Source organism: Herpetosiphon llansteffanensis (assembly GCF_003205875.1).
Classification (GTDB): domain Bacteria; phylum Chloroflexota; class Chloroflexia; order Chloroflexales; family Herpetosiphonaceae; genus Herpetosiphon; species Herpetosiphon llansteffanensis.
In genome coordinates this window covers 1-11,785 of sequence record NZ_PUBZ01000161.1, presented here as the reverse complement: position 1 = coordinate 11,785, position 11,785 = coordinate 1, and the positions used below count along the sequence as shown (strand labels likewise).

Genomic DNA, 11,785 nt, shown 5'->3' with positions numbered 1-11,785 from the left:
TTCAAGGGTCGGTTGTGAAGATCCCCTCACCCCAACCCCTCTCCCGTGCGCGGGCGAGGGGCTTTTTGGTTTGGTGGTTTTCGCCGAAATCGCGGTGAAAACGCGCTGTTCCCCCTCGCCCGCGTTTTCGTGGGAGAGGGGGCTGGGGGGTGAGGGAATGCTCCATACCACCATTAATTGCTCAAAACCTACCCTTGAAAGGGGTTTGGGGTGAGGGGGATTTTATCTCAAACTATGCCCGACCTAATTGCAAAACTTGCTGGCTGCGTTCACGCCCGCTGGTTGTCAATTCAAGCTGCTGGCCTTGGCAACGCACCAAACTACGCCGCTGGGCCAGCTCTAGCACCCGCTGAGCAAATTTATTATTCCATTGCAATTCGCTTTGCAAATGGCTAATTGTGCTTTCGTTGGCCGCTTCAGGGCTGCCTTCATGCTGCAACAAATGCACCAACAGCGTATCGGCGGCAAACTGAATCCGTTGGCGGGCCAAACGCCGAGCGCGAGCAACCAAGCCTTGTTTGGGGCTAAACAACAAGGCCAAGCCAAACTCCAAGCCTGTGATGGTGGCAATTGCGCCTGCAACCGAGCCATTCAGCATAAATGCCAAACCAAAACCAAGCACCGCCGCGATTGCTCCAGCACCAATTGCTAAGCCAATCATCCATGGCAAGCGATCGGTCAGCAAATAGGCAGTCGCCGCAGGCACAATCATCAAGGCCACCACCAAAATTGCCCCCACTGCGGTAAACGCGCCAACCGTGGTAATCGAAACCACGGCCATCAAGCCATAGTGAATCAGAATTGGCGAGAAGCCAAGGGTCGCCGCCAAGCCAGCATCAAACGTCGCCAGCTTCAATTCTTTATAAAACACGGTGATAAAGATGAAGTTGATCAGACACAAGCCACCCATAATCCACAGCGATTGTGGCCCCAAATCGGTTTCGCCAATGTACCAATGATCGAAGCCCACGAATTCGATGTTGCCATACAGCACTGCATCTGCATCGAGGTGTACATTGGCATAATATTTCGAGACTAGAAAGGTTCCCAAGGCAAACATGGCTGGAAACACAATCCCAATTGCCGATTCGCCGCCGACGCGTTGGGTATTTTTGAGCAACTCAACCAAGCCCACGGTGATCAATCCGGCCAAGGCTGCGCCAAAAAATCCGGCCAATAGGCTTGGCCCTTGGGCGATGAAATAGCCCGCCACCAAACCTGGCAAGATCGCATGGCTAATTGCATCGGCCAGCATCGCCATGCGCCGCAAAATCAGGAAACAGCCAAGCGAGGCACAGGCAGCCGCCACCAAGATTCCGGTCAGAATAATTGCAAACGTGCTACTCATGGCTTATTCTCCTTTGGCCGGCTGAATTTCGCGGTTTCGTGGCTCGTTGTTGATCGCATGGTTTTGGCGCAGCTTTGCCCAAACTAAGCCCCGAGCTGGCGCAAACAACAATGAAATTGCCACAATTGCGGTTAAGCTGAGAATGATCATCGGCCCAGTTGGTACATGCTGTTGCCCAAGGCTGAGCATTGTGCCAGCAATGCCTGCTGCTGCGCCAAACACACCAGAAAGCAGCAACATCACGCTCAATCGATGGGTCCATTGGCGAGCAGCAACCGCTGGCCCAACCAACATTGCCGCCATCAACACCACGCCAACGGTTTGCAAACCAATCACAATCGCCACCACAATTAAGCTGGTGAGCAAAATGCCTAGGCGATTTGGCGCAAAGCCAAGGCTGGCAGCAAACGCCGGATCAAACGCCAACAACTTAAATTCTTTATACAGCAACACCAAACAGCCGAGGGCCAAACCACCCAAAATGCTCATCGTCAGCACATCGGTGGCAACCAAGGTCGCCGCTTGGCCAAACAAAAAGCGATCAAGCCCTGCTTGGTTGGCATCGTTGCGCTTGGCGATATAGGTCAGCAGCAAAATCCCTACGCCAAAAAAGACGCTCAGCACAATCCCCAAGGCGCTATCTTCGCTAATTCTGGTGTCGCGCACAATGCGGTTGATGACCAACGTGCCGACCCAACCGGCAATGCCCGCCCCCAGCAAGAGCACAATCGGCGCTTTGGAGCCAGTCAACAAATAAGCGATGGCGATGCCTGGCAGGGCTGCATGCGAAAGTGCATCGCCGAGCAAGCCTTGGCGACGGAGCACCGCAAAACAGCCCAAAATGCCACTGACAATCCCCAAAACCATTGCGCCAAGGGCGACGTTGCGCAAGGTATAATCGCTGAATAGATCGAATAGGCTCATGCAGCACCTCGAATCAAGTTTTGGGTTCGCCCGCCATAGGTTTGGCTGATGTTCTCTGGTGTCCAAATGGTTTTCATTGGACCAGCGGCGATCATGCGCACATTCAGCAAGGCCACCCAATCGAAATATTCTGGCGCTGAATCAAGGTCGTGGTGCACGCAGATCACGGTTTTGCCATCGGAGCGTAGTTGTTGCAACAAGCTGATGATTGCGCGTTCGGTCACTGCATCAACGCCCACAAATGGCTCATCCATCAGATAGAGCTGGGCACGTTGGGCCAATGCCCGCGCCAAAAAGACCCGTTGTTGCTGGCCGCCGCTGAGTTGGCTGATTTGGCGTTGGGCAAAATCGGCCATGGCAACTTGCTCCAAACAGTGCAAGGCCCATTCGCGGTCGGCCTTGCTTGGACGCTTGATCCAGCCAAGTTGGCCGTAGGTTCCCATCAACACCACATCTAAGGCATTGGTTGGAAAATCCCAATCGACGCTGGAGCGTTGCGGCACATAGCCAACCATTTGGCGAGCTTTGGCATAGGGCTGGCCAAACATTTGAACGGTGCCAGCAGCCACTGGCATCAAGCCAAGCGTGGCCTTGATTAAGGTCGATTTGCCAGCGCCGTTTGGCCCGACAATTGCCGCCAACACGCCCGTTGGCACGCTCAAATCAATATCCCACAACACCGGTTTATCTTGATACGCCACAGTCAGGTCGTGAATTGCCAGCGGTTTTGCATCTGTGTTCATCTGGTTTGGCTCCTTGAAACGCTGGGGATCGGGGTTTGGGGACTGGGGATCGGTTTTTTAGGATATAACACTCTGTTCAATCAGCTATTTTTCCGATCCCCAACCCCCAACAACTGATCCCCAATAACTACTTCAACGCATTCACAATTGTTGTGATGTTATGGCGCACCATGCCGATGTAGGTGCCTTCTTCAGTGCCAGCGTTGCCCATGGCATCGGAGAATAATTCGCCGCCGATTGCCACATTCCAGCCACGCGATTGCACAGCCTTCTGCACTGCATTAATCGTGGTTTGCGGCACGCTGGATTCAACAAAGATCGCTTTGATTTGGCGGGTTTTAATAAATTCGGCTAGCCCTTGGACATCGCCTGCGCCTGCTTCGCTGGCAGTGCTCAAGCCTTGCAAGCCACGCACTTCAAAGCCATAGGCCGAGCCAAAGTAGCCAAAAGCATCGTGGGCAGTAATTAGCACGCGGCTTGAAGCTGGTACGCTGGCGATCAACTCGCGAATCTCTTGATCAAGCGCGGTTAGTTCTTCGGCATAGGCAGCGGCGTTGCGCTTGTAATCAGCGGCATGCGCCGGATCGTAGCTCGCCAAGGTTTCGGCAATCACATCAATCGTATCGCGCCACAACAGCACATCAAACCAAATATGTGGGTCGTAGGAATCGTTGCCCGTTGCATGCAAGCGACTGGAATCGAGCTTGCTGGTAACGGCAATGGTGGGTTTTTGGCGATTGAGCTTTTCGAGCATATCGGTCATGCGGCCTTCAAGCTCCAAGCCGCCATAAAACACCATCTCAGCATCATCGAGAATCCGTACATCGCCAACACTTGGTTTGTAAAGATGCGGGTCAACGCCAGGCCCCATCAGGCCAAGAACCTCAACATGTTCGCCGCCAACATGCTTCACCACATCGGCAATCATGCCAACCGTCGCCGCAACTCGGATGGGCGGATTCGGCGTAGTTTGTTGGGCAAAACTGCTCGGGCCACAACTTACCAGCAGCAAGAGCAACAGTATCAAAAGCTGTTTTCGTCGCATACAACTACCTCATTTTAACGAGACAACAAACTATTTAGGCATACCTAAAAGGCCTAGCTAAAAAAAGAGCGCTAAATTGAACGCTCTATTTGAACTTGAATTCTGGTTGCTAAGCGCGAGTCGAGCACCTGTTGGGTTTGCTGCTCGCCAACGTTCAAGGTTAAGGGGCCGTCAAATGGGGCGCGAGCAACAATCATGACGATGCTGTTGGGCGTTAAGCCAAGATCAGCCAGATAGCGCAAGCGTGCTGCATCGCGATCTTCAACTTCGACGATGCGAGCGATTTGGTTAAGTTCTAATAACGTCAGCGAGCACGAATCGCGCTGCGGAATGCTGCCATCGCGGGCCGGAATTGGCGAACCGTGCGGATCAAATTGGGGATGACCCAAATATTCGGCAATGCGTTCTTCGAGCGCTTCCGAAAGCACATGCTCCAACACTTCGGCCTCGTCGTGAACTTCATCCCACGACATGCCCAGCGCTTGCACCAAATAGAGTTCGAGCAAGCGATGATGTCGAATCATCTCAAGTGCAATTTTCTCGCCAATCTCGGTTAGGCGCACGCCATAGCGAGCCTGATAATCGACCAATTCCAAACTTTCGAGCTTTTTAACCATCTCGGTGATGGTGGGCGCACTAAAGCCAAAATAACTAGCCAGCCGACCGTTGGAGACAGGCGCTTCCTCTTGTTGAAGGGTATAAATTGCTTTGACATAATCTTGCACGCCTGCCGTAATTCGCATAAACTCACTAATCCTTTCATTTAGGTACTACCTAAGTATAAAGTTGATTAGGGTTAAATGTCAAGCAGCTTATTACGAAGGAGGGAAACCACGAAGAGCACGAAGATCGCGAAGGTTTCTTTTTTTCGCCACAGATTTTTAGACTATAGGCTTTTGGCTTTTGCGTTCATCCCTCATCCCTCATAATTCATCCTTGCGCTCTCTGCGCCTCTGCGTTAAAATGTTGCGCGAAGATTTCTTTTTTTAGCCACGAATTGCACGAATTCCACGAATAGATTTTTTTGCCACAGATTGGCACAGATTTTTAGGATTGCATTCTTGCTGACCCAAAGCCCATAGCCCGACCCCTGACCTCTGATCCCCGATCCCCATCTATGTTCTATGTTCTATGCTCTATGTTCTTACTACGGAAACCCACTGCCCATACTCAGCAAACTGCCGATCAAAATGAACAGCAAGGCCAGAATATAGCCAAGCAAGGCTAGATTAAAGGCCACGCCGCGGCCAACTTGATACCAGCGATAGCGTTGTTGGGCCTTGGCAGCGCGGTTTGTCCAGTGCAGAATTTGGGGAATTAAGCGCATCGCTTGATCAAAAAGCTGCTTGACTGCCAGCTCTGGAACTGCCAAATCAACCTCAACCAGCGCCAAGCGATGCTCTTCGACATATTCGCCTGGAGCCAACCACTCGCCAGTTTTGGCATCGCCAACAAAACGATTGCGATAACGCACCGCCTTGCAAACGAGGTGAAAATCCAGCGTAGTGCCATGAATCGCCAGCACAAACGTCCCAATTAATGGTCGAAGCTGAAATACTTTGCTGGTCAGGTGGTCGCGCACGATAATGGGCACAATCACCGAATAGCGATCGGCCTGAATTTTCGCATGGGGAATTTCCGTGCAATGCTCAAGCTGGCTGGCTCCCAGCGCGTGCATAAATTGGGGTAAATGCAGCTCAATCAGTGGGCGCACAATGCGAGCGGTGGCGCGGCTTTGCAAATCGCTTTCGGTTTGGCGAATCCGTTCGATCTGCTGCTCTAAGCGCCAGCGTAAAATCCGTGCTCGTTCCATAACAACCACCTAGGTGATGGAAGTTTGCTAGCTGATAGCTCGTTTACGTTCAGCTAAACGCTGCTCGATCTCTCGATCTGCCACAATTTGGTCGGCCTCAAAATAGACTTGGGCGACAACCAGCCAGGCCCAAAATAAACAACTCATCAACAGCCACAAGGCTGCCAATAGCCACCAAACCGCCACTGCCGGAATATGGGTAAGTTGCCAGAACCACCAGCCAGCTCCCAGCGCTGGCAGATAGACTGGCAAGGTGACCAAGCGCGCTTGCAGGTAAAGCCAACGTCCGTTGCTGCCAAGTGCGCGCCGCAGGCTTGCCCGACCAAGGGCTTTTTCTACCGCACCGTCACGGGCAAAAAAGAGCTTGCTGACTGGCGAAAAACTGCCTAAGAAGCTTACACCAAACAGCGTGCCAAGAATGATGAATGTGAGGCTGGTGGCAATTGTATTATTATCGCCAACGATAAAAGGCACAATCGCACAAAACAAAAACATCGCGGCAACCAGTTGCGGAAACACAAAATAGACAAAATCCATCACGGTTGCCAACAAACCCATCACTGCTTTATCGCCGAATTGTCGCCATCCAGGCAGCGGCAGCCGATAGCCGCGCGAACTATTATCGAGGTGCTCAATAACGAACCCTTGCGGCCAAATAACCCCAATGATGGTTGAACCAAGCAAACCACCAATCGCAATTTTGGGCAACCATAAGCGGTCGCTCCAAACGGTGCGTAGAGCGGTTTGTAAAGCTCTCAAGGGCTGAAATTGTTGTTCGGCTGCCACTGGCCCTCCTTCGCTAGGCTTCTACGCTACGGCGAATCAGATCAAGCGCCGCAGTGGCGATAAAGCCTAAGGCATCGTCGCTTTTCAACTCAACCCGTCGGGTAAAGCTGCGTTGCAAATCTTTGCCTACCAACACAATACACACATCGGTAAAGCCATCGGCTCCAATTTGCGCTGGCACTGCTGCAATGCCATAGCTGGCCTGCCAATTGTTACGCACTGTGTTGGCCCCAGCAATTGCCAACGATTCTGCTGCTTCGCGATCAACTGCTTGATCAAGCGGGTGGATGGTTACACCGCGCAAGGCTTGGGCCAAATCTGGTTTGGCTGAACGGAGCACATTGTAGATTGGTGCGCCGCGCAAGCCTTCGTAAATTGCCAAACTGGCTGAATGTTGCTGCAAACGGCGCAACACGTGTGCTGCCAAGCCATCGCGATCCATCAAAAAGCGCTCAAGGCGGCGTGAAACTTCGGCGGCACAGGCTTCAATATCGGCTTCAACTTGCGCTGGATCTTCGCCGTGGGCCGAAATTCGCACCTCGTATTGGGCGGCTTTGGCCGAAATGCCAACCGTTGGATAGGCTGCTTGCATGAGATCGGCGATAATCTCGCCAGCTTCAGCCTCGCTTGTGCCACTCAGCCAGATCGAACGCACCAACAAAACCGATTTTAGGCCACGCTCGTTGCGCAAGAACGGCAATAATTCAGTTTCAACCAGAAATTTCATCTCGCTGGGCACGCCTGGAAAAACCATCAACGCCCGTGCGCCTTCGTCGATGATGAATGATGGCGCAGTGCCACGGGCGTTGGGTACAGGCCGTGCGCCCATTGGCACAAAGGCTTGTTGGCGGTTGCTCTCGCTCATTGTGCGGCCAAACGAACGAAACCGTGCGGCGATGCCATCAAACAGCTCTTGGTGAAACTCTAAGGGGCGTTTGGTAGCTTGGGCAACGGCCTCGCGGGTTAGATCGTCGACGGTTGGGCCAAGCCCACCAGTGCAAAGCACCAACGGGCTACGTTGCCATGCCGCCGCAATGACCTCGGTGATTGCGCCAATATCATCGGCAACTAAGGTCACGCGTTGCACTTCAACCCCAACGGTGGCAAGCGTGCGTGCCAACCAAGCGCTATTGGTATCGACGGTCGTCCCAAGGGTCAATTCGGTGCCGATCGCAATTAATTCAGCTTGCATGATGCTACTCGCTAGGCAATCGTCGTTTGATCGGGGGCTGGCACACGTTCGTGGAATTCAGTCCACAGCTCTTTTTCCCGTTGCGCAACTGCGGCTTTGGCCGAGGCGAGGGCGCTTTTGACATTAACTTGCAGTGAACCCAACGCGCCTTCTTCTTCATCGCGGTTGGCCAGCACAAATGAGGCTGCCAAGCCAGCACCAACGCCGACAATTAGGCCGAAAACGAATTTCATGAGCGGTTTCCTCACACTAGGCAGAGCAAATTCTGGGGTTATTATACGGTGGAATGAGGCTTAAAACAATGCAGCGCCCGAAGGCGCTGACTGTGTGGAGCGGGAAACGAGACTCGAACTCGCGACCTTCTCCTTGGCAAGGAGATGCTCTACCAACTGAGCTATTCCCGCGATTTAGTTGTGAGGATGTGGTTGGTGGGGACGGAGAGACTCGAACTCTCACGTCTAGGACACTTGCTCCTAAGGCAAGCGCGTCTGCCAATTCCGCCACGTCCCCGTAGCGAGGGAGAGTATAGCATAGCTGTTAGGAAATTGCAAATGCGATGATTTCCCTCGTCCATCCGCTGGGCGAAGGGCTTTACCATCAAGGTTCTTTCGCAATCCGTGGTGGAAAAAAACTGCTCCCCCTCGCCCTCGTTTTCGTGGGAGAGGGGGCTGGGGGTGAGGGAACGCTACTCAATCTCAACTGTGCCTAATTCGATGTAATTGGCTCCATGCTCGGCAGTGCTGACAGTTACGGGCAAGCGCTGAGCTTCAGTCTCAGTAATCGTCGGATCATACCAGCCAAGCACCACCAAATAGCGGCCTTTGGCAATGGTTTTGGGTAATGGCACCGCCACTTGATCATGAATTGCTTGGTTGGCCTGCCAGCGACTTGTGGGCAGCCCGCCATTCAAGGGCATGGTATCAACTTGGGCCGCAACTGGTGCGCCCAAGGCTGGCACCAAATGAATGAACAAGCGATAATCGTTGGCTAATGCGCTATTGGTTCGCCACGCCAATTGCACTGGCAACGTGCCGCCTGCCTGATAGCCAGCTGGCCAAGCCTCAAATTGATAGCCTTCAAGTTGGAGGTTGTTATTCCAAGTAGCTGTGGCCGAAGCGGGAATTGACCACGTGCCAACCAAGGCCAAATTCTCTACCTGCATTGGGCGCGGGAAGCTTTGGCACAAAATCCGCAGCGCATTAAATTCCCAATACGGCAGATCGGTGCAACGCCATTTGTCGTTTAAATCAGCAGTCAGAAAATTAATCCCAACTTTGCCCATATCATCTTGGGGATATTGAGGGTTGGGCGGATCAATCGCTTTGGCATTTTCGGGCGCAATCAGTAGCCAGCCACGGCGTTTGCCAGCCAACAGCGCTGCATAATCATTATCAAATTCGCCTTGATCGTAGCCAATTGCCCCGATGCGGCCAAAGCCACGGGCCACAGGCAAGGCATCGGGCGTGACGCGGCTGGCATAGTAGTTATACAAGGTTGCAATATAGGGTGGCTGCACGATTATCACATCATCAGGGGCCACATGCTCAGCCAAACTTTGTAGCGCCCCGCGATAATCTTCCTTGACGGCGTTGCCGCTCCAAATACCATAGGGTTGCTGAAACACCAACCACGCGCTTAAGCCAACGATTGTCATGATGCTTGCGGCATTAAGCCAGCGTTGTTGAGCGATTCCTGCTAAACCAAGCGCCAGCATCATGCAAAATAGCGGCAAACTAAAACTGAGATAACGCGGCTCGTAGAGCGGCGAGCCTGCGCCAAGCACCGCCAAAAACAGCAGCACTGGCAAGAGCCACAAGCTTAAGATGATGTTTCGCCGTGGATGCCGCCATGTTAGCCATAAGCCGCTGGCGAGTGCTAATCCTACCGGCAACAAACGCCAAGCCAAATCGCTGCTTGAGCGATCAAAACTGAGGCGGCCTAGCAACAGCCAAGTTGCTTGCAACACGCCAATTGTGCGGCCAATCGGCGGTGCATTTGGGTCTTGGCGCAGACCAAAGCGAATGCCAACCATAAAGCCAAGGCTCAGCAAGCCAAAGCCAATCCAGAACCACTTTTGCCACCTTGTTTGCCTGAAATGCAGCGCCAACACCAAGACCTGCCCCAAAACCTGCAATAATGCCAAGCGATGTAAACTGAGACACAGCACCACGCTGGCCAACCACAACCAAACATTGCGCTTCTGCAGGTGATCAAGCAGATCGAGCAAGCGCAAATTCGACCAGAGCACCGCTGCCATCAGCATGCTATACACTTTGGCATCTTGGCTTTGCCACAGGCCAAATGGATTAATTGCCAGCAGCCCAGCAGCAACCCACGCTACTGTGGGCGTGCTCAAGCGGGCAGCAAAGTGATAGAGCAACACAACCGCTAAGGCTCCAGCAATTGCCGATGGTGCACGCAGCGCCAATTCACTATCGCCAAAAATGCTCACCCAAGCCTTGATCAGCAAGTGATAGAGCGGGTAACTTTGGCGTGGGCTCAACAGATCGCCGAACAAGCTGGGCCACGAACGACCAGTGGCCTCGCTCCACGTGCCGCCCTCGTCGAGCCACAAACTTTGGCTGCTCAGGCGAAAGAAGCGTAAACCAAGGGCGGCGATCAAAAGGCCAAAACTGATTAATCGGGCTGATTGCTTGTGCATAGCGTGCTCTATAATCTTTAACAAATATGAATAGCGGCGGAGCTTTGGGCCTGAATAGCAAAAAGCACCAAGCCAGCTAGCTTAGTGCTTGATTGATTGCTGCGAAGCACGCCGTTAAGCGCTCAATTGCTCGATGCCGCTTGCTTCGTCATCAGCGATCGTAAACAACGTATCGAAGCGAGTTTTGCGGAAAACCTCAGCAATTTGGACTTGCAAGCCAAACAGCATCAAATTTTGGCCGCGACTTTGCTGATCTTTCAAATTCATCATGAGCATGCGCAAGGCCAAGCTTGCAGCAAAATCAACTTTGCTCACATCGACCAAGACCGGCCCATTGTGATCGGCAATTGCTTTGGCAAATGGTTCTTCGAGCTCACGAACTGCCGCAGCATCCATGCGAGCAGGCAAGCGCACGATCAAGACCTGACCATTGGTTTCTTGGATGAGTTCAGCCATACGAAATCTCCCTATAGTTGTCGTTCAAAAGACAGCAGGAAACAAGCGTCATTATACACTGAAGCGTTGGTCTATCACAGAGAATTTTGGCCAAATTGCGTTTTTGGGCTTGTTAAAGGCACATTGACGCTTTTTTGAGCGGGCTTTATAATGCGTAGCGCTTAATGCAACTTCACTTCTTCGCAGGAGGCTGCTCGGTGTACTTTACACAAAACGATCCCCCGATTCTTTTCCCTTCGTGGGTAGCAGGTTTGTTGGTTGTTTGGATTGCGGTTTTAGTGGGTGCCATTTTCTGGCTACGCTCGCTGCCACCAAAAAACCCGTCGCGTTTGGCGTTTCGCAAGCGCACCAGCAACGGCCTGCTGATCATCGCCGGGATTGGGATCGTGCAGTTTCTGGCGCGTTGGCTGAAGATCGACGTAGTTGAGTGGCGCTTGTGGGGCTATGTTTTATTTGTCGCATTGATTGGTTTCGGGCTGTATTCTTGGCAGTATGCCCGTTCAACCTTGCCAGCTTTGGTTGCCCAAACCGGCAAAGTTAAATCCAATTATGCTAAGAGCCGCGCTGCTGCTGCCAGTAGCAATCTCAAGGCTGGCGCTGATGGTGTTGCAAGCGAACCCGCTGCACCACGCCTCCCCAAGCCAATTGCAACCACTGGTCGTCGTGACGCACGCCGCTCCAAGAAACGCAAATAATTCGCGCTGTTGGCAACAATTAAACACTGGCTCTGCTTTGCAGGCTGGTGTTTTTGTTTTTTAGCTTGAGGCAAAAGTCAGAAAGAACATAGAGCATAGGGGCTAGGGGTCAGGGGTCAGG

At 52.7% G+C, this 11,785-nt stretch carries 12 protein-coding genes and 2 tRNA genes; 1 reads left to right on the top strand and 13 read right to left on the bottom strand.

Annotated features, from left to right (window positions below; all coding sequences use genetic code 11):
* Positions 1 to 232: 232 nt before the first annotated feature.
* The 13 genes from C5S61_RS25610 to C5S61_RS25550 form a co-directional block, all read right to left on the bottom strand.
* Positions 233 to 1,348, bottom strand: a complete 1,116-nt coding sequence (locus C5S61_RS25610; protein ID WP_110520272.1) for a metal ABC transporter permease — start codon at positions 1,346 to 1,348, stop codon at positions 233 to 235.
* Positions 1,349 to 1,351: 3 nt separating this feature from the next.
* Positions 1,352 to 2,272 carry a metal ABC transporter permease gene (locus C5S61_RS25605; RefSeq protein ID WP_110520270.1) on the bottom strand — a complete coding sequence of 307 codons (921 nt, stop codon included), beginning with the start codon at positions 2,270 to 2,272 and terminating at the stop codon, positions 1,352 to 1,354.
* Positions 2,269 to 3,015: a metal ABC transporter ATP-binding protein gene (locus C5S61_RS25600; protein ID WP_110520268.1), complete on the bottom strand. Its 747-nt coding sequence runs from the start codon at positions 3,013 to 3,015 to the stop codon at positions 2,269 to 2,271. The genes C5S61_RS25605 and C5S61_RS25600 overlap by 4 nt, the downstream gene beginning before the upstream one ends.
* A 127-nt stretch (positions 3,016 to 3,142) precedes the next feature.
* Positions 3,143 to 4,060 (bottom strand): metal ABC transporter solute-binding protein, Zn/Mn family, encoded by a 918-nt coding sequence (locus C5S61_RS25595; RefSeq protein ID WP_110520266.1) that lies wholly within the window; start codon positions 4,058 to 4,060, stop codon positions 3,143 to 3,145.
* A gap of 71 nt (positions 4,061 to 4,131) precedes the next feature.
* Positions 4,132 to 4,803, bottom strand: coding sequence for a metal-dependent transcriptional regulator (locus tag C5S61_RS25590; protein ID WP_110520264.1), 672 nt, complete (start codon positions 4,801 to 4,803; stop codon positions 4,132 to 4,134).
* A gap of 404 nt (positions 4,804 to 5,207) precedes the next feature.
* On the bottom strand, positions 5,208 to 5,873 hold the full coding sequence (locus C5S61_RS25585; protein ID WP_110520262.1) for a hypothetical protein: 666 nt from the start codon (positions 5,871 to 5,873) through the stop codon (positions 5,208 to 5,210).
* 27 nt (positions 5,874 to 5,900) lie between these two features.
* Positions 5,901 to 6,659, bottom strand: a complete 759-nt coding sequence (locus C5S61_RS25580; RefSeq protein WP_110520260.1) for a DUF4013 domain-containing protein — start codon at positions 6,657 to 6,659, stop codon at positions 5,901 to 5,903.
* A gap of 13 nt (positions 6,660 to 6,672) precedes the next feature.
* Complete coding sequence (locus tag C5S61_RS25575; RefSeq protein WP_110520259.1) at positions 6,673 to 7,851, bottom strand: competence/damage-inducible protein A; 1,179 nt, start codon at positions 7,849 to 7,851, stop codon at positions 6,673 to 6,675.
* A gap of 11 nt (positions 7,852 to 7,862) precedes the next feature.
* Positions 7,863 to 8,084, bottom strand: a complete 222-nt coding sequence (locus C5S61_RS25570) for a hypothetical protein (protein ID WP_110520257.1) — start codon at positions 8,082 to 8,084, stop codon at positions 7,863 to 7,865.
* A 95-nt stretch (positions 8,085 to 8,179) separates the two neighbouring features.
* Positions 8,180 to 8,255, bottom strand: a tRNA-Gly gene (locus C5S61_RS25565).
* Positions 8,256 to 8,277: 22 nt separating this feature from the next.
* A tRNA-Leu gene (locus C5S61_RS25560) sits at positions 8,278 to 8,361 on the bottom strand.
* Positions 8,362 to 8,536: 175 nt separating this feature from the next.
* Complete coding sequence (locus C5S61_RS25555; RefSeq protein ID WP_110520254.1) at positions 8,537 to 10,513, bottom strand: glycosyltransferase family 39 protein; 1,977 nt, start codon at positions 10,511 to 10,513, stop codon at positions 8,537 to 8,539.
* 114 nt (positions 10,514 to 10,627) lie between these two features.
* Positions 10,628 to 10,969: an STAS domain-containing protein gene (locus tag C5S61_RS25550; RefSeq protein ID WP_054534658.1), complete on the bottom strand. Its 342-nt coding sequence runs from the start codon at positions 10,967 to 10,969 to the stop codon at positions 10,628 to 10,630.
* Positions 10,970 to 11,166: 197 nt separating this feature from the next.
* Here C5S61_RS25550 and C5S61_RS25545 point away from each other — a divergent pair, with 197 nt between their 5' ends.
* A complete protein-coding gene (locus tag C5S61_RS25545) occupies positions 11,167 to 11,664 on the top strand; it encodes a hypothetical protein (RefSeq protein ID WP_110520252.1) in 498 nt (165 codons plus the stop codon).
* Positions 11,665 to 11,785 lie beyond the last annotated feature (121 nt).